Below are 25,834 nucleotides of genomic sequence, written 5' to 3'. Positions count from 1 at the left end.
AGATAAGCTGCACCATTGGGCACAGTAGTTTATTAGTCGAATTTACGTCTTTGGAACCAACGGTCGTTTAATGAAAAACTGATGCTAACGTTAGCATAATTTTCTTGTACCAAGTTTGATTTAGTTGTACCACGTTGACCAAACTCTAAGCCAATATTAATATTAGAAAGCGTTCCGCCTAAAGGCATTCCTACTCCTAATGTTAAAGCCGCATCATTAACCGCTTGCGAATTAATTACCAAACCTGTGTTTTCGTATCTGAAACCACCTCTGTAAACAATACGTTTTGCGTAGCTTGAAAACGAATTGTAATCCGGAATAAAGTAACCACCTACTGTATATTTCGAAGCTTTTTCATAAGATACATTGGCAAGTGCATTGTAACTATTAGCTAACGATCCCGCATTTTGCATTGTGTATCCAACTCCAAAAAGCCATTTTCTAGCTTGACCAATACCAACTTGTGCAACGTACTTGCTTGGTATTTTTAATTTTCGTTCGGAAACTTCTTCATCTAAAACATCAACAATCGCTAAATCAAAGTTAGAGTTGTATAAAGCAGTAGCAATGTTTCGTGTATTTTGAGCTGTTAATGTACTCTCTAAACTATAGGTCACGCTACTAAAAAGAGACAATTTCTTATTTAACTTACGTTGATACATAAGCCCTGCATTAAAATTAACGCCTGACAAATCAACAGTATTCAACTCTCGAGTCCCAATAGCGACATCATTTACGTACTCAAAATTATTAGATTCAATTTTCCCGAAATTATAATTCACATCAGCACCAATGCTAAATGTTGGCGTAATTTTGTACCCTAAACCAAAAAAAACTTTATTCATTCCGCCTTTACCATCAAAACGACGACTATTAACAGCTGGATCTGTAGACTCCGAATTAATTTTATACCCTACAGAAGAGTACGGAATCAAACCAAAACCTACACCAAATTTACCCATAGGCAAACCTACAGCCAAGTAATCTAGTGCCGTTCTTCGGGCGCTCGCTGAGTTGCTATCCGACTTTAGTTTAGTTGTGTATTGTGTACCACCTAATGTAAAAGTGGTTAATCTTAAATGTGCATAACTTGCTGGATTTTGCAAATTCATATGAATACTGTCCTGCTCGACGGCAATTTCACCCATAGAACGAAATTCTAAAGTTCCTCTAAATCGCACATCCCCTATTCCATAAAACGAATATGGAGAAGAAGTTCCCTCTTGAGCCAATGAAACTAGAGACACTAGCAGACAGAAACTAACTAAAATTTTTTTGATCATTTTTTGATTTTATAATGAAATTGTTGGTTCAAACTTTCCAGCAGGAAATATGAATTGGCAAATATGGTATTTTTTAATCGTTTAGCCAAAAAATCTGTATCGCCACCCGTTAAAATTATTATAAAATTGGAATACCGTTTTTTATAGGCATCAATTGTACCATCAATTTCGGCAATCATACCATTGACAACTCCCGAATGAATGGCTTCATGCGTTGAACCACCAATTAAATCTTTTGGCTCTTCGGTGGGCAACAATGGTAACTTTGCCGTATAATGATGCAAAGACTCATAACGTAAACGCAATCCGGGCGCAATTGCACCTCCTAAATAACAATTAGCTGCATCAATAAAATCATACGTAATACAAGTACCCGCATCAATAACCAATCTGTTTTGCGCAGGGTACATTAAAACCGCACCTGTCGCCAACACCATTCTGTCTAAACCTAGAGTCTGAGGAGTTTCATAATTATTTTGAAAAGGAAAACCGTCCTCGCGTGAAATATAGTGTACGTTTATTCGATCTTGGAAGGTCAAAAAAAATTCTTTTTCGAGATCTGAGACTGAAGAAACCACCAAATCTTGCAGATTCTTGAATTTATTTAAAATATTTTCAAAATTTATTTTTGCTTCATTTTTCGAAAAGACAAAAAACTCTAAAATCGTAGCTCCCTCAAAAACAGCTGCTTTGATTCTCGAATTCCCCACATCAACCACTAGTATCATTTTGTGAAATTTAGAATGCCAAAGGTACGAATAGATTTTTTTTAAAAAATGTTTTGGAGAAACTAAAAAAGCTTCTATATTTGCACCCGCAATAGCGAGGTACCTTAGCTCAGATGGTAGAGCAATGGACTGAAAATCCATGTGTCCCTGGTTCGATCCCTGGAGGTACCACAAAACCCGAATAGAAATATTCGGGTTTTTTGTTTTTAATACTTTTTTAAAAAAACACTTCCGTAAAAACTTTCCTCTTCAAAGCATTCCATTTTTTATCGCAAACCGAAAGATTAAATTTCATTTGAAGTGAAATACTCTTCTTATCTGGAGTAACCACTACTTAATGCCGAGTGTATATTTCAACCTCAATTTTACTTATTACACAAGAAAAAACCAATAAAAATACAGTGTGTATAAATTTTTAGATTATTTTTTAGAGAATTCTAATTTACAATCATGCTAATTTGCTATATTTATGCAAATTTTATATACATGGAACTACTAGCCTGTCCAAAATGTCAAGGAAATCAGATAACAAAGAGCGGAATTGTAAACCAAAAGCAACGCTATTTATGCAAAAAATGCGCTTATTTTTTTACCGTCAACAAGCTAGGCAAGAAGATTGACGACTATTATGTTACCAAGGCGCTACAACTTTACTTGGAAGGATTGAGCTATAGAGAAATCGAACGAATCATAGGTGTATCACACGTTACGATAAGCAATTGGGTGAAATCATTTAATATCAAAAAACCTTCACACGCTAATTACCACCCTACTTATAAAATTTTAAGTCATTTAGAACTAATTGAATACCTAAAAAACAAAGAGTTATTATCTGGCGCAGGAATGATTATTACTGAATTAGGAGATAAGTTCATGCTCATAAAATGGGAACGTTTTAAAGATTAACTATACTACTTTACACGTATATATATTAAAATTTTTTTTAATGAGAAAAAATTAGAATTTGGTACTCAGTTAACAAACCATTTACTAACCAACCTTCTCATTATGAAAAAAATATTTTTTTCAGCCGCAGTACTCTTACTATCGCTAAAAGGTTTTTCTCAAGGCTCAACAGAATACGGAAGTGGTCTGAAATTCAATCTGAACGAAGACGGTTCTAAATTCATGCGAGTGATTGCTTGGAACCAAATTTGGATGCGCTCCTCTGAGATGAATCCAGGAACCATGATCAATGGCGAACCAACCTCAACTGCTACCGATATCGGAAATCGAAGACTTCGTTTTTTGGCTTACGCACAAATCTCAAAGCGCTACATGATTTTAACCCATTTTGGTATTAACAATCAAACTTTTACTAATGGTGGCGCAGCAGGTAGTTCTGGAACTGGAGCTTACGGCGCTGGTAAAAAACCAGGTCTTTTTTTTCACGATGCTTGGAATGAATACGCAGTTGTACTTCCTGAAAAAGATAAAAAATTCAGTATGTCATTAGGTGCTGGACTTCATTATTATATGGGCCTTTCTAGAATGACGATGGGATCTACACTCAACTTCCTTACTATTGATGCTCCTATTTTCAACTGGCCTTTAATTGAAAACTCAGATCAATTTGCACGACAAGTAGGTCTATTTGCCAAAGGTAAGTACGGAAAACTTGAGTACCGCTTAAGTTACAACAAGCCTTATGCAACCAACCTTGCGCCTGTAAACACAACAAATGCTGCAAATGCAGTTGCGGTAGACAATAGCGGCATAACCAAATGGTCTAAAGCAGGATACTTGGAGTATCAATTTTTAGATCAAGAAGCTAATGTATTACCATTTAAAGTAGGAAGTTATTTGGGTACCAAAAAAGTATTTAACTTGGGTGCAGGTTTTTATACCGCTCCTGATGCTACAAGAACTTCTGTAAATAACACCATCAACAAGCACGACATTACGCTATTATCTGCGGATGCGTTTATGGATTTACCTGTTGGAAAAAAAGAAAAGAAAATGGCGGTTACTGCCTACAGCGTTTTATACGATTACGATTTTGGACCAAATTACCTTCGTAACGTAGGAATCATGAACATTGGAAGTGTTGATCCTAATTTTACAGGAAATAGAGCCATTGCTGGAGCTGGCACCGCACAACCTACTATTGGATCTGGTACCATTTGGTACACACAAGCTGGTTTTTTATTACCAAACAAAGAGGTAAAACCAAAAGTAAGAATTCAACCTTTTGGGGCAGTTACGTACAAAGATTTTGACGCATTAGCACAGTCAAGCACACAATTTGACATTGGGTCTAACTTTTTCTTAGACGGACACCACGCCAAAATTACTGCTCAATATTCTACTAGACCTGTATATACTTCACTTATCAATCGATCAGGATCTTTAGGTGACTTTGTAGTACAACTTCAAATTTATTTATAAATCATCTTTAATACACATCATATGAGTACAAAATCAACAAAAGGAATTTGGAAAGTCATTTCCGCTTCTTCAATGGGAACCATGATCGAATGGTACGACTTTTATATTTTTGGGAGTTTAGCTGTAGTCTTGTCTACAAAATTCTTTCCATCGGATAATCCAACTGCAGCTTTCTTATCCACTTTAGCCACTTTTGCTGCTGGTTTTGTGGTGCGTCCCTTCGGAGCTTTATTTTTCGGTAGATTAGGAGATTTAATCGGAAGGAAATATACCTTCATGGTCACGCTAATGTTAATGGGTGGCGCTACTTTTGTAATTGGATGTATTCCGAGTTATGAAACTATTGGTTATGCCGCACCAATTTTAGTGCTAATATTACGTTTATTACAAGGTTTAGCCTTGGGTGGTGAATATGGTGGAGCTGCAACTTATGTAGCCGAACATGCTCCTGCTGGCGAAAAAGGCTATTGGACCTCGTGGATTCAAACCACTGCAACTGTAGGCTTATTCATCTCATTAATGGTAATTTTAATTACAAAAAGTGCACTTTCCAAAGAAGCTTTTGATGATTGGGGTTGGAGAGTACCATTTTGGGTTTCTATTTTAATGGTTTTCGTATCGTACTTAATTCGTAAAAACATGGACGAATCACCTGTTTTTGCTAAGACAAAAGCGGAAGGAAAAACATCAACAAATCCATTAAAAGAAAGTTTTGGTAATCGATACAATTTAAAATTTGTTCTTCTTGCTTTATTTGGAGCCACTATGGGACAAGGGGTTGTTTGGTACACCGGTCAGTTTTACGCTATGAACTTCTTGAAAACTGTACAATTTATCGATTCTTCTCAAGTAGATATGTTGCTGGGAATTGCGTTAATTTTAGGAACACCATTTTTCGTGTTCTTTGGTTGGTTGAGTGATAAAGTAGGTCGAAAATACATTATGATGGGAGGAATGTTAATTGCTCTTTTAGCTTACAGACCAATTTACAAACAAATGTATACCACAACAGACTTAACTTTAAAAACAGAAGTTGTTGCAAATACAAAAGTAGTTCCAACGATAAAAGAAGTAGATGCTACAAAAATGGATTCTATTTATACCACTACCAAAACGTTTACAGATGGCACAGCGGTAGAAGAAATTAAAACCAAACACTTCGAGGCTGGAAAACTAATGGTTGATGACAAAGGAAAAGATAAAATTGAAACCAAAATCACCAAAACAATTAATGAAAGCGATAAATGGATGTTAGTTTTTCTAGTTTTCATTCAAGTTATCTTTGTTACGATGGTTTACGGACCAATTGCAGCTTTCCTTGTTGAAATGTTCCCAGTAAAAATTCGATACACGTCAATGTCATTGCCTTACCATGTTGGAAACGGTATTTTCGGTGGACTACTACCAGCCATTTCTACTTATTTCGTAACTTCCGCAAAAGATGGTGGTAATCCTGAATTTTATCTAGAAGGTTTATGGTATCCAATAGGCATTGCAGCAGTTTGTTTCGTAATAGGAATGATTTACATCGACAGAAAAAATAATACACTTCACGACTAAAACAGAGTACTATGAATTCAATTAAAAAAATATTAGGTTTCGTTTGGATATTATTAGCATTGGCTACAGCATATTATTGTGTTGATATCTTTGGAGGAAAACTATCATCGGGTAAGCAAGACGATTTAGTTTTTGGAATTATCATCTTCTTTATTTTATTGCCTCTTATCGTTGCCGGATTAGTTACATTTGGGTATTACTCGATTATGGGTGATTATGACGATCAAAAGAATTAAGTGAATTTTTTGCAAAAACTTGCAATCTCTACATCTTCATGTGGAGATTGCTTGTTTTATACTTTGAACGGTCAAGTTACCTTACCAACACGGCAAATAAACCTTTCAAAACCAAAGCTATAACACCAAGTCAAAATGAAAAAAAGACACGAACAAAAATTGGTCATCCTCTCTATGCTGATATTAGCGGCATTGAATATTCCTTTGTTGTTATTGTTTGATAGCTCCAAAGCCTTATTTGGATTTCCTATTATCTACATTTACATTTTTTCAGTTTGGCTATTCTCAATTGCTATTTCATTTTTAATTATCAAAAGGTATTATGAATAGCATTGGACTTTTACTGATACTAGCGCTCTATTTGTCAATTCTTTTTTTTATTGCCTATTGGTCAGAGAAAAGGAACCATTCAAAATGGACCAATAATCCTTACGTTTACTCCTTTTCATTAGCTGTTTATTGTACCGCATGGACCTACTATGGCAGCATTGGCGTAGCAGCCGAATCAGGATTAGGTTATTTACCAATATATGTTGGTCCTATACTTGTGGTTCCAACTTGGATTATCATACTAAAAAAAATTATCCGCATATCTAGAGTCAATAAAATATCGAGTATTGCCGATTTTATTTCATTGCGATATGGCAACAGCCGCTTTTTGGGTGCTTTAGTAACTGTAATTTGTATCGTGGGTATTTTACCTTACATCTCTTTACAGTTAAAATCTATTTCAGATACTTTTCATATTGTTACCCAAACCGCTGCAACCGACAATATTTTTACGGATACCACCACTTATGTGTGCCTTGCCTTAGCCTTATTTGCTTCGTATTATGGAACAAAATATGTAGATGCCTCTGAAAAAAGACGCGGTATGATTACTGCCGTTGCGATGGAATCAATTTTGAAACTCGTTTTTTTCTTAGTCGTTGGTTTGTATGTAACTTATTTCGTGTTTGATGGCTTTGACGATATTTATACCAAAGCCGCAGTACTCAAAGACTTTGATAAAAAGAATACCATTGGCGGTATTACCAATGGTATCAATTGGTTTTTTCTATGTACTTTATCCATGTTTGCTATCTTTTTATTGCCGCGTCAATTTCACAGTGCTATTGTTGAAAACAACAAAGAAAGTCATGTTCGAACAGCAGTATGGCTCTTTCCGCTGTACTTGTTACTTTTTAACATTTTTGTATTCCCGATAGCTTGGGGAGGTAACATACTTTTTGAGGGACAAGGCCTGAACTCTGATACGTATTCATTGTTAATTCCGCAATTTTTTGACAACACCACTTTAACCGTTATGGTTTTTTTAGGTGGTTTCTCGGCTGCAATATCCATGATTATCGTTTCGTCAATTGCCCTAGCTACGATGTTAAGTAACAATTTGTTAATTCCGTACGGTTTTATCGGCTCACTAGAAAATGCTTCACAGCAAAAAAACAACAAACGCATTGTCAACAGTCGAAAAATAGGCATCTTTATGCTGATCATTTTGGCGTATGCCATTTATCGCATCTTCATTCTAGACTATTCATTGGTTTCCATTGGTCTTGTTGCTTTCGTAGTGATTGCGCAGCTGGCACCTTCCTTTTTTGGAGCTATTTTCTGGAAAAGAGGATCTAAAAACGGTGCTGTAACAGGAATTGTATTGGGTTTTCTGACTTGTTTTTATACCTTACTTATTCCTTACGCAATTGGCATTACAAAATCGACTAGTCTTTTTATTCAAGCAGGTCCGTGGGGAATTACGCTTTTAAAACCATTTCAACTTTTTGGATTGGATTATTTGGACCCAATTCCACATGCTTTTTTCTGGAGTTTACTAATTAATATTTTGAGTTACGCCGCAGTATCTGTAAGTTTTAAAGGCAATTACCGAGAACGCAATTATGCCGAAATGTTTGTAGATATTGACAAATACATTACCAATCACGAAAATGCATTTGTTTGGAAAGGAACCGCATACATCACCGATATTCAAAAAGTATTGCAACGATTCCTCGGCGAAGACCGAACCAAACGTGCCTTAACTATTTTTAACTTAAAGTACAATATCGATAAAGATGTAACCACTGCCGATGCCCGTTTTATCAAATTTGCCGAAAATTTACTTACCGGACACATCGGAACAGCGTCTGCCAAAATACTAATTTCTAGTGTGGTTAAAGAAGATAAAATCAGCTTACCCGAAGTTTTACGCATCCTCGAAGAGTCAAAAGAAAACATCATTATCAATAAAAAACTAACTGACACATCCAATGAACTAAAAATCATTTCGGAACAACTTAAAACGGCCAATCAAGAACTCGTAAACAAAGACATTCAAAAAGATGAGTTTTTAGATACCGTAACACACGAATTGCGTACGCCAATTACTGCTATTCGTGCTGCTAGCGAAATTTTGCATGACGATGACGAACTTCCGGAAGAATTACGTAAGCAATTTTTACAAAATATCATCTCGGAGTCGGATAGATTAAACCGATTGATCGACAAAATATTAGATTTAGAAAAGTTCGAAACCGGCAAGCAAAAAATCTATTTGTCAAAAAACAACTTATCCAAAACCATTTCAAAAACCATTAACTCGGTCAATCAGTTACTTAAAAACAAAAATATTCTCATTGAATTTAATGCTGCTGACTCAGAGATAAAGGCTTTTTACGATGAGGAACGCATTGTACAAGTAGTACATAATTTATTATCGAATGCCATTAAATTTTGTGCTACCACCAATGGTAAAATAACCATTTCGATAGAAGAAAAAGAGGAACATGTTGAAGTAAAAATGCACAACAATGGCAAATCGATTGCTGCTGAAGATGCCGATGCAATATTTGACAAATTTTATCAATCGCGAAATCAGAATATTAAGAAACCAATTGGTAGTGGATTAGGATTAGCTATTTGCAAACAAATTATCGAACACCATAAAGGAACTATTTGGGCCGAAAAGGAGCAGCAAGAAGGAGCGACTTTCGTTTTCACCCTACCCAATTACCACACCACCGAAAAAAATTAAAAGATGAAGAAGATTTTAATTGTAGACGACGAACCCAATATTGTAATGGCACTTGAATATACTTTCAAGAAAAATAATTTTGAAGTTTTTATTGCCCGAGATGGCCAAGAAGCATTGGATATTTTAAGCATTCAATTGCCGGATGTGATCATTTTAGATGTTATGATGCCCATGGTAGATGGTTTTGCTACGCTGGAACAAATAAAAAAAGACGAGCGACTCCAGAATTGTAAAGTCATATTTCTGTCGGCAAAAAACAAAGATAAAGATATCGAAAAAGGTCTTGCTCTTGGAGCCAATCTATATGTAGTAAAGCCTTTCTCCGTCAAAAAACTAGTAGAACAAGTTCATGAATTAATAGATTAATTACGCCTTATAAACCATGAAATACAACGAAATTTACAACCACAGCATAACCGAACCAGAAGCATTTTGGGCTGCACAGGCCGAAAAAATCGATTGGCTCAAAAAACCACAAACTATTTTATCCCAAGACAAAAATGGTTATCCGCAATGGTATCAAGATGGCGAATTAAATATTTGTTATCTCGCATTAGACAAGCATATTGCCGATGGATTTGGTGATCAAACAGCATTCATCTATGACTCGCCGGTAACACAAACCATACAAAAATTTACTTATTCAGAGGTTCATTCGGAAGTTGCCCGCCTAGCAGGAGGATTGTTGTCTTTAGGATTAAAAAAAGGAGACACAGCCATTATTTACATGCCCATGATTCCGCAAACGGCCTTTGCTATGCTAGCTTGTGCTCGTATTGGCGTGATACATTCTGTTGTATTTGGTGGTTTTGCGCCTCATGAATTGGCCATTAGAATAGACGATTGCAAACCTAGAGCCATCATTACAGCTTCATCGGGAATTGAAATCGACCGATTAATTGCATACAAACCATTGGTGGACGAAGCCATTGAACTCGCCAACCACCGTCCTAAAAAAGTAATTGTTTTTAATCGAAAACTTGGAGCAAGAATTCCCTTTAAAAAGTACGATGTTGATTATGATGCCTTAGTGTATGGCTCTAACGAAACACCTTGCGTGGCCTTACCTTCTAATCATCCGTTATACATTTTGTATACTTCAGGAACAACGGGTAAACCTAAAGGAATTGTGCGCGATACAGGAGGTTATGCAGTGGCTTTAACTTTTTCAATGAAACACATTTACAATGTGGAGCAGGATGAAACGTTTTGGGCAGCATCTGATATGGGTTGGGCCGTAGGACACAGTTATATTTTGTACGGACCTCTCTTAAACCGCAATACGACAATCATTTTTGAAGGAAAACCAATAAAAACTCCCGATGCCAGTACTTTTTGGCGCATTATTTCAGAGCATAAAGTAGGCACCATGTTTACGGCTCCAACTGCCATTAGAGCCATCAAAAAAGAAGATCCAGATGGAATTTTCATCAAACAATACGATTTAAGCTGTCTTAAAAATCAGTTTTTAGCAGGAGAACGTTGCGACCAAGCTACAATTGAATGGTACCAAAAACACATTTCAATTCCAGTAATTGATCATTGGTGGCAAACCGAATCTGGTTGGCCAATGATTGCAAATTCAATAGGAATTGAAGCACTTCCTGTTAAACCGGGCTCAGCAACAAAAGCAGTTTGTGGGTATGATATTAAAATTTTTGACGAAAACGGAAAAGAATTAGAAGCTAACGAAGAAGGCCTTGTAGTAATCAAATTGCCTTTGCCACCCGGAAATTTACTAGGAATTTGGGAAAATCAGAACCGCTTTCAAGCCAGTTATTTTAGCAAGTTTGACGGTTATTATTTGTCTGGTGACGGCGGTTACAAAGATGAAGATGGTTATCTGTTTATTACGGGTCGTACCGATGACGTAATTAACGTGGCAGGACATCGCTTATCAACTGCCGAAATGGAAGAAGTTGTTGCCTCACATACCAATGTAGCCGAATGTGCTGTAATTGGCATTCATGACGACTTAAAAGGCCAAGTACCGCTAGCACTAATTGTAGCCAAATCGGGAAGTACAATCGAGCAATTTCAGTTAGAATATGAAATTGTAAATCTGGTTAGAAAGCAAATTGGTGCTGTTGCTTCATTGCGAAGAGTATTACTTGTAGATCGATTGCCCAAAACAAGATCTGGTAAAATTTTACGCAAGATGATGCGCAGTATTGCTGATGGCGCCGAGTTTAGTACTCCATCTACCATCGATGACGAAGCCATAATTGACGAAATAAAAAACGCATTACAACAACATAAAATAGGAATATACAACACATAAAATACCTTACTAATCATGAGTTACTATCAAATAAACAACTTAGAAGAATACTTTAAGCACTACAAAAAATCTATTCGTGAACCCAAAAAATTCTGGGATAAAATTGCTGCCGAAAATTTTACTTGGTACCAGCAATGGGACAAAGTAGTCGACTTTAACATGGCTGAAGCCGAAATAAAATGGTTTACCGGTGCCAAAGTAAACATAACCAAAAACTGTATCGACAGGCATCTTGCTAAAAAAGGTGACAAAACAGCTATCATTTTTGAACCAAACGATCCTAATGAAGAAGCCTTGCATATTTCGTACAACGAATTGTACGAGCGCGTAAGCAAAATGGCCAACGTTCTTCGTGATCAAGGGATTGAAAAAGGAGATCGTGTGTGTATTTATTTGCCAATGATTCCGGAATTAGCCATTGCAACTTTAGCGTGTGCCCGTATCGGAGCAATTCACTCTGTTGTCTTTGCAGGTTTTTCGGCATCAGCAGTGGCAGCTCGAATTAATGATAGCGCTTGTAAAATGGTCATCACTTCAGATGGTGGTTACCGCGGTAATAAAACAATAGACTTAAAAGGCATTGTTGACGAGGCTTTGACAACTTGCCCAAGTGTTGAAAAAGTTTTGGTTGCTAAGAGAATTCACAGCGAAATTGATATGAAAGAAGGCCGCGATCAATGGCTACAACCTTTATTAGATGAAGCCATTGATAATAATGTGGCTGAAATCATGGATGCCGAAGATCCCTTATTTATTTTGTACACATCTGGCTCTACCGGAAAACCAAAAGGAATGGTACACACCACAGCGGGCTATATGGTCTACTCTGCGTATACGTTCAAAAATGTTTTTAATTACCAAGACAATGATATTTTTTGGTGCACCGCTGATATCGGATGGATCACAGGACATTCCTATATTTTGTACGGGCCATTGTTAAACGGAGCTACCACAGTTATTTTCGAAGGCGTTCCCTCCTATCCTGATTTTAGTAGATTTTGGCAAACCATCGAAAAGCATAAAGTAACGCAGTTTTACACCGCTCCAACAGCTATTAGAGCTTTGGCTAAAGAGAGTATCGAATATGTTCAAAGATACCAATTGACCTCCTTAAAAGTAATAGGATCTGTAGGTGAGCCAATCAATGAAGAGGCTTGGCACTGGTACAACAACCACGTGGGTGATAAAAAATGTCCTGTTGTTGATACGTGGTGGCAAACCGAAACTGGCGGTATTATGATTTCGCCAATTGCGTTTGTGACCCCAACAAAACCAACCTACGCCTCCTTACCATTACCAGGAATTCAACCTGTATTAATGGATCCAAAGCGAAATGAAATCGAAGGCAACCAAGTAACAGGTAGTTTGTGTATTAAATTTCCGTGGCCGGGAATTGCACGTACCATTTGGGGTGATCATCAAAGGTATAAAGAAACCTATTTTTCAACCTTTCCTGGGAAATATTTTACTGGTGATGGTGCTTTGCGAGACGAAGTTGGATACTACAGAATCACTGGCCGTGTTGATGATGTAGTCATTGTTTCAGGACATAATTTGGGAACCGCACCAATTGAAGATGCGATTAATGAACATCCAGCAGTAGCCGAATCAGCTATCGTTGGTTTCCCTCATGACATTAAAGGAAATGCTTTGTATGGTTTTGTGATTTTAAAAGAAACTGGAGAATATCGCGATAGAGACAACCTAAGCAAAGAGATAAACCAACACATATCCGATCATATAGGACCTATTGCCAAATTAGATAAAATTCAGTTTGTATCTGGGTTACCAAAAACCCGTTCTGGAAAAATCATGCGTCGAATTTTGCGCAAAATTGCCGAAGGAGATGATACCAATTTTGGTGACATTACCACTTTGCTAAATCCTGAAATCGTAGACGAAATCAGGCAAGGAAAACTATAACAGAAAACAAAAAAAGGCTGCTTTACAATTAAAGCAGCCTTTTTAAATTATAGCAAATAGGTTTAGTTTTTAAGTAACTTCAACACTTTTTCTGCATTATTTTCATTTGTAGCCTTTACGATATAAAGCCCTTGATTCAAATCGCTTACTGAGAAAGATTGTCCCACAGTTCCAGTCCCTTTGAAGCTTTTAACTAATTGACCCGTAATTGAATATATCTCTACTTTTACAATTGATTCATTCAATGTAAAAAACGAAGCTACTGGATTAGGATACAAAACCAAAGTTTCTGCTTTTTCATAGTCAGCAATAGCTAAAGTAGCCGTTTTATTACCAAAAATTTTGAATTCGCCAGGTTGCAAAGTAATGGTTTGCGTGGTACTAATTACTGTAAGTGGCGTATTGTCCATTAAATTATACCAAGTACCCGTATACGGAAAACCAGAAGGTACATTTTGAGCAATAACATTAAAGTTTGCCACAATCAACACATCTTTTAATTGAGTTGACGCAAGATCGTTATTGGTGATTTTAATATTTGGGAATAATGAACTACTGTTGTTAATAGTCGCCGTTCCTAAAAACACAGGCTCCATGGTTTTCAAAGTAATCATTTTAGCCCAATCATCGTAAATTTTACTTCTGTTGGTATCACCTAACCAATTGCCTGTCCATTGTGGTTGTGGTTTAGTGTCTAATTTACAATCTCCAGAAGTAGTGTCTGACGGAGAGTTTACAGTACCATTGTTACAAGAAAAGATTGATTTTTCCCATCCTAATTCGCCAAACTGCCAAATCATTTTTGGTCCTGGAACCAAAAGAGAAACTGCTCCTAGTGCTGACATTCTTGACAAGGCTATATTTAAATTCTTTACATCATGGTTTGCATTACTTGAGTTACCCGATTGTAGATTATTGTACATCAAACGTTCCTCATCGTGACTCTCCGCATAACCCATCAAACGGTGTGCGTTAAAACCACGGCTAGAAGCATTCATCCTAAAGATGTTTCCAGAGTTACCTTTTGAAAGATTGTTGTAATCAAAAGTCATAATTCCCCACATCATTACTCCTTTGCTAGGAGTTTCGTTCAAACGATAATTAGCCCATTGTTGCTCTTCATCATTACCTCCTAAATGTTCGAAAATAACGTAATGTGTAGGATCTAGATTCCAAGAATAATCAGCATACTTACGCAATACATCTACGCGATCTTGTTGTCTGTTTCCAGTACAATTTTCTTGACCACCAGCCACATTAGCAGGACAATTTTGTGTGAAACCTTTAGTTAAATCCCAACGGAAACCATCAATTTTATATTCTTCGACCCATTGTTTAATAACGCGTTGCACATAATTTTGAGTTCTTGGTTGTTGGTGATTAAAATCTTCACCTACACTATAACTATGCATTGCTGTGGTATTAAAATATGGATTCTCTGTAGATGGAGAACCCCAGCCATCACCATCAGGATCATTCATCCACATGCGAAGCATTGGATTTCTACCAAAAGCGTGATTCAAAGCCACATCTAAAATTACGGCGATTCCGTTTTGATGGCACAGGTCGATAAATTCTTTCAACTTATCTGATGTACCATAAAACTTATCCAATGCCATATGGAAAGAAGTATTGTAGCCCCAGCTTTCGTTACCTTCATACTCCATTACGGGCATTAACTCGATTGCATTAATTTTTAAATTCTTAAAATAATCTATTTTATTAATCAAATCTTGATAACTGCGGTTGGCATCAAAATCACGAACTAACAATTCATAAACTACCAATTTTTCTTTGGCGGGTTTAACAAAATTGGTTGTTGCTGCGCTCCAAGCATACGGTGTCTTGCCAGTTTGCAATACTGTTACCTCACGATCCTGACCCGCAGGATAAACAGGCATATTTGGATATTTTGCAGCAGGAATACCACCATCATCAAAAGGAGACAAAACTAAAGTAGAATAAGGATCAGCCGTTTTTACTAAAGATGGGGTTCCTGAAATTGGCGTTTGATCAACTACCCAATACTGATAGGTATAATTCACACCAGATGTTAAACCTGTCAATTCTAACCAAAATTTAGTAGAATTGGGATCTTTTTTCATGGCATAGGCTGTGGTTGGTTGCCAATTATTAAAACTTCCTGCTACATACACAAAGTCTTTAAAAGGAGCATCTAAAACCAATGTCGCTTTAGTTGCATCACTTGAATTGTAATTAATACCATCTACTAAACCCGCTGGAATTGCTTCACTCACTGCATTAGGATTTACAATAGCACTGAATTTTTTAATTATAACAGTGCTTCCTTGCGTTACTTGAAGTTCGTAATTTTGATTACCAGTGATATTGGTATGACTAAAAGTATAATTAGCAGTGGCAGTATTCGTATGAAGTGTTGCTCCATTTGCTTTAAGCACATAACTTGCAGTACCTCCGCTATTGTTGGCTGCAATATTTAGGCTCCCACCCGAGGCAATGATAGTAGAACTATTTTCAGAAGGACTAGTTAAGTTGACCTGAAAAGCACCTACATCAACTAAGTTATCTTGCGATTTTTTGTCGCCAGTTCCGTCTTTGGCCTTAACCAAAAATCCAATTCTACCAATTGATGCTCTGTTATAAAAAACAGTTGGTGTAAAAGTTATTGCGTAGGTATCAGTAGCTGAATTGTAGTTAAATCGGTTGGCTTCGTTAGAGGCGGTCCAAGAACCATTGGTAGGACAGTCTTGCAAATTGGCTCTATTGATATCGAAAGACCAAGACCAAAGATACAAAGCGTTTCCTGTGACACCCCATGCAGCCTCATTTACTGAAGAACCATTGATTGTAATGGTTATAGATGTAGTCGCTTCAAAAGAAGCTGGAGTAATTACATAAGGTATGTTTTGTTGTTGTGCTGAGACAGTAACTCCGAGGCACAAAAACAAAAAGAGTAGTATTTTTTTCATAGTTATAAATATTTGTGTAAGAAAGAAAAGGGCTATCAATTGACAGCCCTTTCTTAATAACAATTTATTTTTGATTTGGAATCATCAAGTAACTACCGTCTAAATCATTGAAGAAAATTTTATATTTAGACTTGGCAACTGGAATATCTCCTCCACTAGTACCATTGTTTGGGAAAGCTGAAAAAGCAGTATTACCACCCCAGTTTACATCCCAAGCATTGTTAGCTCTAAATTTAGCTTTTCCATCAACTAGTGCCAACACATCTATAGTCCAGATATGAGGATCAAATGTCGATTTAGTCATTGGAGTTGAAGCGTCCCATCCTAATGGTGTACTGTTTCCAATAATCCCCACTGTTGGGAAAGTTGCAGCTGTAGGAGCGTTGTAAGCAACTAAAGTATATTTAAGAGTTTCAATATTAACAGAGAAAGTATAGTAACCATCAGCAGCGATATCAAAAGTTGATGGATCTGCATCAGCCTCAGTTGGTCTAGCTACAATTGAACCATTATCACCTCTACCATACATTGGAGCCCATTGTCCAGGAGTTGAAATCAATTTAAATGCACCAGCTTTAAAGAAACCTGTATATTGGTATACTTTTGTATTAGTTCCACTTCTAAAAAGAGGTTGATTTTTATTGTTGTTGTTCCATCCAGAAGTTGTAGCATCACCAACAAAATACCAGTCTGTAAATGCATAAGGAACCAATCCTGTGTAAGCATTTACAATAATTGTAAGTGGTTTTTCAGACATCATTTTTTGAATACCAGCAATACTAGATACCACTTTTACATCATAAGAACCCAATGTTTCAGGAATTCCTCCTAATTGGATTACTGCTTGATTTAAAGTTTTCACACTTACCTCTGCTTGAGTTGAACCTGATGTACCACCTATTTCAACAGCTTTAGTAAAATCGCCACCTTTAACGTCAATTAAAAGTTTGTACCCAATTTCAACTGCACCATCGTAGTTTGCTTCTGTCCAAACGAAACGCTCTGCAACGTTGTTTGCATTATTTTCAAGTAAAACGTATGATTTATCATTTTCTGGAGCAACCATTTCTGGAGTGTCAATACCCTCAATTACTGGTCTGTCCTCTACATCTTCTACGTTACAAGACAAAGCAAGTACCGCAAATAAAGCAATTACTGATTTAGTTATATTTTTCATTTTGTTATAATTAATTGATTATTAATATCCTGGGTTTTGTTTTAGTTTAGAGTTTGATGCCAAGGCTATGGCAGGAATTGGAAATAAGTTTCTAAAAGCTTGAGTTGGTGCGCCACCTGCTACATTTCCTTTCCATGGCCATACGTACGTACCGCCTGTAAATCTGCCGAAACGAATTAAATCGGTTCTTCTGTGACCTTCCCAGTGTAATTCTCTTGCTCTTTCATCTAAAATCAAGGTAGCACCAGTAGCATCAGCGTTTAAAGATGCAACAGTTCCAGCATTAGCTCTAGTGCGTAAAGCATTCACATAACCTCTAGCAGTTGCTAAATCACCTACTCTACCAACAACAGCGCACTCTGCATACATTAAATAAGCATCCGCTAGACGAAACATTGGGAAATCAGAATCAGAAAAATCACCTGACTTATCGGAACCTTGAACACCATTTACATCAATATTTCTAAATTTTTGAATCGCATAACCCTCCGTGAAATTACCAATATCTTTGATTTCTTTAGTTTGACCATTTGTATAAAATTGGCCTCTGGCATCTGTAGTATTAGCATCAAACTTATCAACAAAAGCTGAAGTAGTTCTGATACCAGCCCATCCACCGTTGATCCCAAACTCTGCGGCATTCATTGAACCACCAACAGGTGCGTGTGTCAAGAAAGTTGTTCCTCCGTAAGTTTGTGTTCTTAAACCATCAAAAGCAATAGCAAAAATAAATTCGTTTTGAGCTCCGTTCTTGTCATTATCAGCATAAAACAATTGGTTGTAATTGTTGTGCAATCTGTATCCTGAAGCGATAACTTTATTGATTAATGGCAAAGCTCCTGCATAATTATCTGTACCAACATACACTTTTGCATTCATGTACAATTTAGCTTGCAACATCCAAGCTGCTGCTTGGTCAACGCGATATGCCTCGTTTGATTTTGGAGCTTTTAATTCTGGTGTAATTGCTGTTAACTCTTCGTCAACAAATTTATACAATTCAGCTCTCGTAGCATATTCTGGATAAAAGAAAGAAGTTGGAGAATTCTCTGTTACTAATGACCCTCCACCAAACATATCAATTAAGTGCCAATAAGTGATAGCTCTTAAAAAACGGGCCTCAGCTCTATAAGTTTTGATTTCTGTTAATAAAGCAGGATCAGTAACGCCTCTAGCAGCAAGTTTTTCATCAGTTGTTTGTCTTAAAAACTCGTTGCAGTTCACTACTTGAAAAGAGAATCGCGCGAAAGTAGCAGTAATAAAACGGTCTAATGAAGTCCAAGTCTGCGAATGTAAGTCTTTAATTGTACCATCATTCCAAGCGATAACTGCTTCATCAGTAGTCAACTCCTGCATTAACCAAAAACCTCTAATGTACTGGCTTTCACCTTCATCAATTCCAGAAATATCTGGTGAGCCTGCTGCAGACTGACCTGATGTAGCAAATCCAGCATACAATTTTGCTAAAAATTGCTTGTAGGATTGTGGCGAATTAAAAAATTCATCACCTGGAATGGCGGTATTTCCCTCTGGAGACTGTTCAAGATCATTGGTACATGAGGGGAATAACATCACCATCAGTAACAAAGAAACACCCAATAATTTGATTTGTATCTTTTTCATTTTTCTTATTTTTTGTATTAGAAATTAACGTTTAAACCTAACGTAAAAGTAATTGGTCTTGGATATAAGTTACTATCAATACCTCCACCAATTTCTGGATCTAAACCTTCGTATTTAGTAAGCACTAATACATTTTGTGCAGACAAAGTCATTTTTACCAATGAGGTTGATCTTTTGTTTTGATTAAAAGTGTAACCAACACTCACGTTATCTAGACGAATGAAGGACGCATCTTGAATGTAGTAATCTGATTCGAAACGTTTAGTATCATTTGATCTAAAATCAGTTTCTAACAAGTTTTCTACTCCGTTTGCTAAATCCGTATTACGTATGAGGATATTACTTGAAACTCCTTTACTGGAGTCTACGTTGTTGTAATTGTAGTTACCCCAAGATCCTCTCCAAGTCATACCAAAATCAATGTTTTTGTAGGTCAAGCTAGTATTGAAACCATAAAACACATCAGCTGCTGGTTTTTGAAAACGGTATTTATCTTCCTGGTTCACAATTCCATCTTCGTTGCGATCAATAAATACGCCGTCTAAAGGTTTACCATCAGCACCATAAGCTTGCTCATATACGAAGAAAGAATTTGGTGCAAATCCTACTTGGTGGTTTTGAATAGTATTACCCGTAGCTCCTTCATAACCACCCACACTGATACCTGGTGTATTTGGCAAAGTGGTACTTAATTTAGTAATTTTTGAATTTTGGAACGTTACGTTTCCTCCTACTCTCCACTCCCAATTGTCATTACGTACCGGAATTACTTCTGCCATAACCTCTAAACCTTTATTGTCGATAGATCCAACATTGTAGTTATCAGCATTAGAGAATCCGAAAAAAGATGGGTTTGGAGTAAATAACAAAAGATCATTAGTTGTTCTTTGATAAGCATCCACACTACCAGTAATTCTGTTATTGAATAAACCAAAATCAATACCTGCGTTTAATGTCGTAGTTTCCTCCCACTTTAAATTACTATTGTAAGGCAATGGTCTGTATGTGGTGAAAAAATCGCTTCCAAATTGGTACTGAGCAGCAGTATTCGAAGCCAAGTATAATGGAATAGATGGATAAACAGTACTTGCTATTTCTTGTTGACCAGTAATACCCCAACCTCCACGAAGTTTTAATGTCGAAATAGTCTTGACATTTTTCAAGAAGTTTTCATCATTTAATTTCCATCCTATTGCTACAGCAGGGAAATTTGCAGTACGGAAATTTTCTCTAAATCTTGAAGAGCGATCGCTTCTAATTGATAAGGTAACAAGGTATTTATCAGCTATAGATATGTTCGTTCTAGCAAACAAAGACTGCAAATTAAGTATTGAAGGGTAATTTGGCGGATTTGTAGTATTGTTACTTTGAAAATTAAAGTTTGTTGAAAAATAATTCTCTCTAAACTCTTGGTAATTATAACCAACTGTAACATCTACTTGCGTATTGATTGATTCGAATTTTTTATTGTAGTTCAAGTACAAATCCATTACTTTATTAAAACGAGACTGAGTTCTCAAATAAGTATTGTTATACCCTGATCCTGGAAGTCCGTTTAAATAATTAGCATCAGTATTCCCAAATGATCTTCCTGATAATTGATCGTATCCAAAGTTCGCTACCGCTTTCAATTCAGGTAAAAAATGCAATTTATACTCTGCTTGGATGTTACCAATGCTTCTGTATGATCTTCCAAAGTTATTTTGCTGCTCAATTAATGAAAGTGGATTTCTACCAGCTAACTGGTTAATTTCTGTTGGAGAAGTATACCACTGAAAAAGACTTCCATCAGCATTTCTAACAGATTGAGTTGGATCAAAACGAATAGCCGCACCAATTGCACCACGGTTACTATAGTCACTCTCTAATGCAGAAGTATTGTTATTCAACTCTATCTTTAAATGATTATCAAAAAAGTTACCCGTTACGCCCGCGGAGAAAGTAGTTCTTTGTAGATTATCTCTCTTTAAAATACCGTTTAAGTTAGCATATCCTAATGACGCTCTATATACGATATTATCTGTTCCACCACTTACAGCCACGTTATGATCAGTACCAACTGCCGTTCTGTAAATTTCTTTCTGCCAGTCAGTATCGGCTGTACCCATCAAAGCGATTTGAGCTGCTGATCCGTTTGCATTTACATAATCTCTAAATTGAGTTGCTGACAAAGCATCAACTTGATTTGTTACTTCAGACACTTGTAAATTAGCACTGTAGTTTACTTGCAAATCACCTGCTTTTCCTTTTTTGGTTGTGATAATGATTACACCATTAGAAGCACGTGAACCATAAATAGCGGTTGCAGAAGCATCTTTTAAAACCGTAACCGACTCAATATTATTTTGGTTGATTGTTGCTAATGGATTCCTGCTTCCTTCGACACCTCCATTAGAAACTGGAACTCCATCAATTACGAATAAAGGATCATTACTCGCAGATAACGAAGACCCGCTTCGGATACGAATACTGGCTCCTTCACCTGGTGAACCTCCACCGTTAATAATTTGCAAACCAGCTACTTTACCTTGAATCATTTGATCTGCAGAGGTTACTGGCCCTTTGTTAAAATCTTTTGAAGAGATAACGGTAACAGCACCTGTTGCATCTTTTTTCTTAACAGTACCGTAACCTACTTGAATAACTACTTCTTTTAACTGATTCGCATCCTCTTGTAAAGTTACATTAACCACTTTTTGAGCTACATAATCAATTACTGTGTTGGCATATCCAATGTATGAAAAGACAAGTTTATCGCCTTTTTTTACATTCCCAATTTGATATTTACCATCAAAATCGGTAGAAACACCATTGGCAGCACCCTGCACATTTACGTTTACTCCTGGAATAGGCTGTCCGGAAACTTTGTCCAAAACAGTCCCACTTACAGTACTCTGTGCAAGAACACTAAAAGGGAGTAGCAGTACTAAAATTAACAACTTTTTATAAATTGTTTTCATACTTTTTGTTTAATTTAATTTAATTTTTTGGTTGAGTTTTCACCCTTAACTATTACTTCGAATGTTAAATCTATGTAAAATTTATGATTCACAATACCCCTCCAATTTAATACAGTTACGAAAACGTAATAGTGTTGAAAACTTTCTGATTTATTGAAATTTTCAGTGCTTTATTTACCATTTGTAAAATTAAATTTTACCTTTATTACGAATTAAATTATCACACAACTCAAAGCATGAAAAGGAAGATAACGCTTAAACAAATCGCAAAGGAATTAGACGTATCTATCTCGACCGTTTCTAAGTCATTAAGAAACAGTCTCGAAATAGGCGAAGAAACCAGACTTAAAGTGCAAGCTTTCGCTAAATTTTACAATTACAAACCAAACAATATTGCCCTAAGCCTAAAGAACAGGAAAACCAAGGCAATTGGAATTATTATTCCTGAAATCGTACACTATTTTTTCTCTACCGTAATTAATGGTATCGAACAAGTTGCCAATGAGCACGGCTATAGTGTTATCATTTGCCTTTCGGACGATTCGTTTGACAAAGAAGTCCTTAATATGGAGATGCTTGCCAATGGTAGCATTGACGGTTTTATCATGTCATTATCAAAAGAAACACAATTTAGAGGCGATTTTCATCATATTACCGAAGTAATCAATCAAGGCATGCCAGTTGTCATGTTTGACCGTGTGACTAACGACATTTTGTGTGACAAAGTAATTATTGATGATCAATCAGCAGCCTATGAAGCCGTTCAAAGTTTAATAGACAAAGGCCGAAAAAAAATCGCTCTTGTTACCACCGTAGACTATGTTAGTGTCGGCAAGCTCCGTACCGATGGCTACACAAAAGCATTGCTCGACAACGACATCCCTTTTGATGAAAATCTAATTATCAAAATTGAAGATGTAGATACCTGCGAAATTACGATTGGTAAGTTACTTGAAGACAAAGCTATTGATGCCGTGTTTGCCGTTAATGAATTATTCGCAGTTACTATCATCAAAACAGCAAGTAAAATTGGTCTGAATGTACCTCGAGATTTAGCCGTGATTGCCTTTACTGATGGAATCATTTCTAAATACTCTACTCCTACTATAACAACTGTAAGTCAGAGTGGTATAAAAATGGGAAACAAAGCTGCAAAAATGTTAATTGACCGCCTTGAAGCCGATGAAGATGAAGAAGACGAAAATTATAAAACCGAAGTAATTGAGACTCATTTGATAGAAAGAGAATCAACTAATTAGCTTTTAAATGTTAAATTTTACGCAACTACAACCTTGTAGTTAAAAAAGTTCACTGGTATTCGAATCTGAAAAATAAAAGTTTGAAATATCTTTCTATATTTACCCCTCAAAACTTTAACTTTTACTTCGAAAATTAAGATAAGTTTTGATAAGCATAGCGCTTATCGTATTAATTTTTAAATTACGATAATGGAAAAGCGTAGATTAAGTTTCTGGCAAATTTGGAACATGAGTTTCGGATTTCTGGGAATTCAAATGGGTTTTGCTCTGCAAAATTCAAATGTTAGCAGGATATTTCAAACTCTCGGTGCTAACATTGATGACATTCCTATTTTATGGGTTGCCGCTCCAATGACTGGATTAATAATTCAGCCAATTATCGGATATTTTTCTGATAAAACATGGACTAAATTGGGAAGAAGAAAACCTTATTTTCTTGCTGGTGCCATTTTAGCCTCGGCCGCGTTATTCATAATGCCAAATTCTCCTCTATTATGGTTTGCTGCAGGTATGCTATGGATTATGGATGCTTCCATAAATGTTTCAATGGAACCTTTTCGTGCATTTGTAGGTGACAATCTACCAGATTCACAAAGAACCACAGGTTTTGCCATGCAAAGCTTTTTTATTGGAATCGGAGCTTATTTTGCCTCTAAACTTCCATTAATTTTTACGCATTTTGGAGTAAGCAATACCGCTCCCCTAGGTGTGATTCCTGATTCTGTTAAATATTCATTTTACCTTGGCGGAATAGCTTTCCTGCTAACAGTATTATGGACAGTTTTAACTTCTAAAGAATACTCACCAGAAGAATTAGAAGCTTTTGAAAACCACAACAAAGAAACTTATCAAAAAGAAACACATTCAAAAGAATGGTTTTTAGCAAATGGTAAATCTCATCTAAGTAAAGGATTATTATTCTTAGTAGTAAGTGCTGTATTCTCATTTGTAATTTATAATTATGATCTGAAAAAAGATTTATACGTTCTTTCTATCGGATTAATTGGTCTTGGTGGAATAGCAATGCTGATTTCTGGTTTAATGCAAAAAGCCAATAATACGGAGAATGGTTTTGTAACTATAATGAATGATTTTCAGTTTATGCCCAAAATAATGAAACAATTGGCTTGGGTACAATTCTTTTCTTGGTTTGCACTTTTTTCAATGTGGATTTACACTACACTTGCAGTTACACAACACATTTACAAAACAACAGACACAACTTCTGAAGCCTACAATATTGGCGCAAATCAAGTGGGTGAAATGTTTGCCAACTACAATTTAATTGCAGCTATAGCAGCATTTCTTTTGCCAGTATTAGCCAAATACACTAGCAGAAAATTTACTCATTTCGTGGCTTTAGTTTGTGGAGGATTAGGTTTAATTTCTGTTTATTTTATTTCTGAACCAACGGTTTTCACAATGGAATGGCTTCCGATGATTGGAGTTGGAATTGCATGGGCGAGTATTTTATCAATCCCTTATGCAATGCTTTCAGGTTCATTACCATCAAGCAAAATGGGATATTACATGGGAGTTTTTAACTTTTTTATTGTAATTCCTCAGTTAGTAGCAGCTTCTATTTTAGGGTTTTTAGTTTCTCAATTTTTCAATAGTGAACCTATTTATGCTTTACTAATTGGTGGAGCATCTATGATTCTTGCCGGACTAATAGCTTTAACCATTAATGACAAATCGAAAATTAATTTAAATGAATAACATTAAAGCATTTATATTCGACCTTGACGGCGTAATTGTAGATACAGCTAAATACCATTATTTGGCTTGGAAAAAAATTGCCAATTCACTTGATATCGATTTTACACACGAGCACAATGAATTATTAAAAGGAGTAAGCCGCGTGCGCTCTTTGGATATTATTTTAGATTTAGGAAAAGTTGATGCCACGCAAGAACAAAAAGACCAATGGCTTTTTCAAAAAAACGAAGACTACCTCTCCTTTTTAGTTGACATGGATGCCAGCGAAATTTTACCGGGAGTAGTTCCTGTTCTAGAATTTTTAAAAGAAAAAGGTCAAAAGATTGCCTTAGGATCAGCCAGTAAAAATGCAAGACCCATTTTAGAAAAAACCGGAATCGCTTCTTTTTTTGATGCCATCGTTGACGGAAATGATGTAAGCAATGCCAAGCCTGATCCTGAAGTGTTTTTAACCGCAGCCCGACTCGTAAATGCAGCTCCTGAAAACGCTATTGTTTTTGAAGACTCCGTAGCAGGAATTCAAGCCGCAAACATTGCCAACATGATTAGCGTTGGAATTGGTGATGCTGCAACCTTGCACGGGGCAAAATACATTTTTACCGATTTTACAGCAATGGATGAAAATTTCCTTGCCCAATTAATAGAATAAATAGAAAAAATATTTTTAAAGTTTTCGAGACTACTTGAAACCTTAGCCGAAGCGAAACCAAATTGTACG

18 protein-coding genes and 1 tRNA gene are annotated in these 25,834 nt (G+C 36.3%); 13 read left to right on the top strand and 6 right to left on the bottom strand.

All coding sequences use genetic code 11. The annotated features are described in order from the left end of the window. Nucleotides 1-32: 32 nt before the first annotated feature. Entirely contained in the window at nt 33-1,283 is a 1,251-nt protein-coding gene (locus G9Q29_RS08945) for a hypothetical protein (RefSeq protein WP_166135924.1), read from the bottom strand. Next, nucleotides 1,280-2,011, bottom strand: coding sequence for a type III pantothenate kinase (locus G9Q29_RS08940; RefSeq protein WP_166135921.1), 732 nt, complete (start codon nt 2,009-2,011; stop codon nt 1,280-1,282). Before G9Q29_RS08940 ends, G9Q29_RS08945 begins: the two co-directional genes overlap by 4 nt. 98 nt (nt 2,012-2,109) lie before the next feature. Between G9Q29_RS08940 and G9Q29_RS08935 the strand changes: the two genes are divergently transcribed. The 10 genes from G9Q29_RS08935 (at nt 2,110) to acs (ending at nt 13,427) form a co-directional block, all read left to right on the top strand. Continuing rightward, a tRNA-Phe gene (locus tag G9Q29_RS08935) sits at nt 2,110-2,182 on the top strand. Between the two features lie 315 nt (nt 2,183-2,497). After that, a complete protein-coding gene (locus tag G9Q29_RS08930) occupies nt 2,498-2,917 on the top strand; it encodes a transposase-like zinc-binding domain-containing protein (RefSeq protein ID WP_166135918.1) in 420 nt (139 codons plus the stop codon). 102 nt (nt 2,918-3,019) lie between these two features. Continuing rightward, a complete protein-coding gene (locus G9Q29_RS08925) occupies nt 3,020-4,399 on the top strand; it encodes a porin (protein ID WP_166135915.1) in 1,380 nt (459 codons plus the stop codon). 21 nt (nt 4,400-4,420) lie between these two features. Beyond that, nucleotides 4,421-5,959 carry an MFS transporter gene (locus G9Q29_RS08920; protein WP_166135912.1) on the top strand — a complete coding sequence of 513 codons (1,539 nt, stop codon included), beginning with the start codon at nt 4,421-4,423 and terminating at the stop codon, nt 5,957-5,959. 11 nt (nt 5,960-5,970) lie between these two features. Further along, nucleotides 5,971-6,195: a DUF6814 family protein gene (locus G9Q29_RS08915; RefSeq protein ID WP_166135909.1), complete on the top strand. Its 225-nt coding sequence runs from the start codon at nt 5,971-5,973 to the stop codon at nt 6,193-6,195. A gap of 135 nt (nt 6,196-6,330) precedes the next feature. After that, on the top strand, nt 6,331-6,525 hold the full coding sequence (locus tag G9Q29_RS08910; protein WP_166135906.1) for a hypothetical protein: 195 nt from the start codon (nt 6,331-6,333) through the stop codon (nt 6,523-6,525). Further along, on the top strand, nt 6,518-9,223 hold the full coding sequence (locus G9Q29_RS08905; RefSeq protein ID WP_166135903.1) for a sensor histidine kinase: 2,706 nt from the start codon (nt 6,518-6,520) through the stop codon (nt 9,221-9,223). Before G9Q29_RS08910 ends, G9Q29_RS08905 begins: the two co-directional genes overlap by 8 nt. Before the next feature lie 3 nt (nt 9,224-9,226). Beyond that, a complete protein-coding gene (locus tag G9Q29_RS08900; RefSeq protein WP_166135900.1) occupies nt 9,227-9,589 on the top strand; it encodes a response regulator transcription factor in 363 nt (120 codons plus the stop codon). Nucleotides 9,590-9,605: 16 nt separating this feature from the next. Next, complete coding sequence (locus G9Q29_RS08895; RefSeq protein ID WP_166135897.1) at nt 9,606-11,504, top strand: acetate--CoA ligase; 1,899 nt, start codon at nt 9,606-9,608, stop codon at nt 11,502-11,504. A 15-nt stretch (nt 11,505-11,519) separates the two neighbouring features. Further along, nucleotides 11,520-13,427: an acetate--CoA ligase gene (gene acs / locus G9Q29_RS08890; protein WP_166135894.1), complete on the top strand. Its 1,908-nt coding sequence runs from the start codon at nt 11,520-11,522 to the stop codon at nt 13,425-13,427. A 62-nt stretch (nt 13,428-13,489) separates the two neighbouring features. Here acs and G9Q29_RS08885 read toward each other — a convergent pair whose 3' ends face one another. The 4 genes from G9Q29_RS08885 to G9Q29_RS08870 form a co-directional block, all read right to left on the bottom strand. Beyond that, entirely contained in the window at nt 13,490-16,378 is a 2,889-nt protein-coding gene (locus tag G9Q29_RS08885; RefSeq protein ID WP_166135891.1) for an alpha-amylase family glycosyl hydrolase, read from the bottom strand. A gap of 64 nt (nt 16,379-16,442) precedes the next feature. Then, nucleotides 16,443-17,555 (bottom strand): SusE domain-containing protein, encoded by a 1,113-nt coding sequence (locus G9Q29_RS08880; protein WP_166135888.1) that lies wholly within the window; start codon nt 17,553-17,555, stop codon nt 16,443-16,445. A 21-nt stretch (nt 17,556-17,576) separates the two neighbouring features. Further along, entirely contained in the window at nt 17,577-19,178 is a 1,602-nt protein-coding gene (locus G9Q29_RS08875) for a RagB/SusD family nutrient uptake outer membrane protein (RefSeq protein WP_166135885.1), read from the bottom strand. A gap of 17 nt (nt 19,179-19,195) precedes the next feature. Then, complete coding sequence (locus tag G9Q29_RS08870) at nt 19,196-22,138, bottom strand: SusC/RagA family TonB-linked outer membrane protein (protein ID WP_166135882.1); 2,943 nt, start codon at nt 22,136-22,138, stop codon at nt 19,196-19,198. 236 nt (nt 22,139-22,374) lie between these two features. Here G9Q29_RS08870 and G9Q29_RS08865 point away from each other — a divergent pair, with 236 nt between their 5' ends. The 3 genes from G9Q29_RS08865 to pgmB all read left to right on the top strand — a co-directional run bounded on the left by G9Q29_RS08865 (nt 22,375) and on the right by pgmB (nt 25,765). Further along, nucleotides 22,375-23,397: a LacI family DNA-binding transcriptional regulator gene (locus tag G9Q29_RS08865; RefSeq protein WP_166135879.1), complete on the top strand. Its 1,023-nt coding sequence runs from the start codon at nt 22,375-22,377 to the stop codon at nt 23,395-23,397. A gap of 189 nt (nt 23,398-23,586) precedes the next feature. Continuing rightward, on the top strand, nt 23,587-25,116 hold the full coding sequence (locus G9Q29_RS08860; protein ID WP_166135877.1) for an MFS transporter: 1,530 nt from the start codon (nt 23,587-23,589) through the stop codon (nt 25,114-25,116). Beyond that, on the top strand, nt 25,109-25,765 hold the full coding sequence (pgmB, locus tag G9Q29_RS08855; RefSeq protein WP_166135874.1) for a beta-phosphoglucomutase: 657 nt from the start codon (nt 25,109-25,111) through the stop codon (nt 25,763-25,765). Before G9Q29_RS08860 ends, pgmB begins: the two co-directional genes overlap by 8 nt. The last annotated feature ends 69 nt before the right edge of the window (nt 25,766-25,834 follow it).

The organism is Flavobacterium turcicum, from assembly GCF_011365745.1.
Lineage (GTDB): Bacteria > Bacteroidota > Bacteroidia > Flavobacteriales > Flavobacteriaceae > Flavobacterium > Flavobacterium turcicum.
This window is presented reverse-complemented; position numbering and strand designations above follow the sequence as displayed.

Coding starts and splice junctions, on each gene's coding strand:
- G9Q29_RS08945 (WP_166135924.1), bottom strand. CDS start 1,283: ATGATCAAAAAAATTTTAGTTAGTTTCTGTCTGCTAGTGTCTCTAGTT.
- G9Q29_RS08940 (WP_166135921.1), bottom strand. CDS start 2,011: ATGATACTAGTGGTTGATGTGGGGAATTCGAGAATCAAAGCAGCTGTT.
- G9Q29_RS08930 (WP_166135918.1), top strand. CDS start 2,498: ATGGAACTACTAGCCTGTCCAAAATGTCAAGGAAATCAGATAACAAAG.
- G9Q29_RS08925 (WP_166135915.1), top strand. CDS start 3,020: ATGAAAAAAATATTTTTTTCAGCCGCAGTACTCTTACTATCGCTAAAA.
- G9Q29_RS08920 (WP_166135912.1), top strand. CDS start 4,421: ATGAGTACAAAATCAACAAAAGGAATTTGGAAAGTCATTTCCGCTTCT.
- G9Q29_RS08915 (WP_166135909.1), top strand. CDS start 5,971: ATGAATTCAATTAAAAAAATATTAGGTTTCGTTTGGATATTATTAGCA.
- G9Q29_RS08910 (WP_166135906.1), top strand. CDS start 6,331: ATGAAAAAAAGACACGAACAAAAATTGGTCATCCTCTCTATGCTGATA.
- G9Q29_RS08905 (WP_166135903.1), top strand. CDS start 6,518: ATGAATAGCATTGGACTTTTACTGATACTAGCGCTCTATTTGTCAATT.
- G9Q29_RS08900 (WP_166135900.1), top strand. CDS start 9,227: ATGAAGAAGATTTTAATTGTAGACGACGAACCCAATATTGTAATGGCA.
- G9Q29_RS08895 (WP_166135897.1), top strand. CDS start 9,606: ATGAAATACAACGAAATTTACAACCACAGCATAACCGAACCAGAAGCA.
- acs (WP_166135894.1), top strand. CDS start 11,520: ATGAGTTACTATCAAATAAACAACTTAGAAGAATACTTTAAGCACTAC.
- G9Q29_RS08885 (WP_166135891.1), bottom strand. CDS start 16,378: ATGAAAAAAATACTACTCTTTTTGTTTTTGTGCCTCGGAGTTACTGTC.
- G9Q29_RS08880 (WP_166135888.1), bottom strand. CDS start 17,555: ATGAAAAATATAACTAAATCAGTAATTGCTTTATTTGCGGTACTTGCT.
- G9Q29_RS08875 (WP_166135885.1), bottom strand. CDS start 19,178: ATGAAAAAGATACAAATCAAATTATTGGGTGTTTCTTTGTTACTGATG.
- G9Q29_RS08870 (WP_166135882.1), bottom strand. CDS start 22,138: ATGAAAACAATTTATAAAAAGTTGTTAATTTTAGTACTGCTACTCCCT.
- G9Q29_RS08865 (WP_166135879.1), top strand. CDS start 22,375: ATGAAAAGGAAGATAACGCTTAAACAAATCGCAAAGGAATTAGACGTA.
- G9Q29_RS08860 (WP_166135877.1), top strand. CDS start 23,587: ATGGAAAAGCGTAGATTAAGTTTCTGGCAAATTTGGAACATGAGTTTC.
- pgmB (WP_166135874.1), top strand. CDS start 25,109: ATGAATAACATTAAAGCATTTATATTCGACCTTGACGGCGTAATTGTA.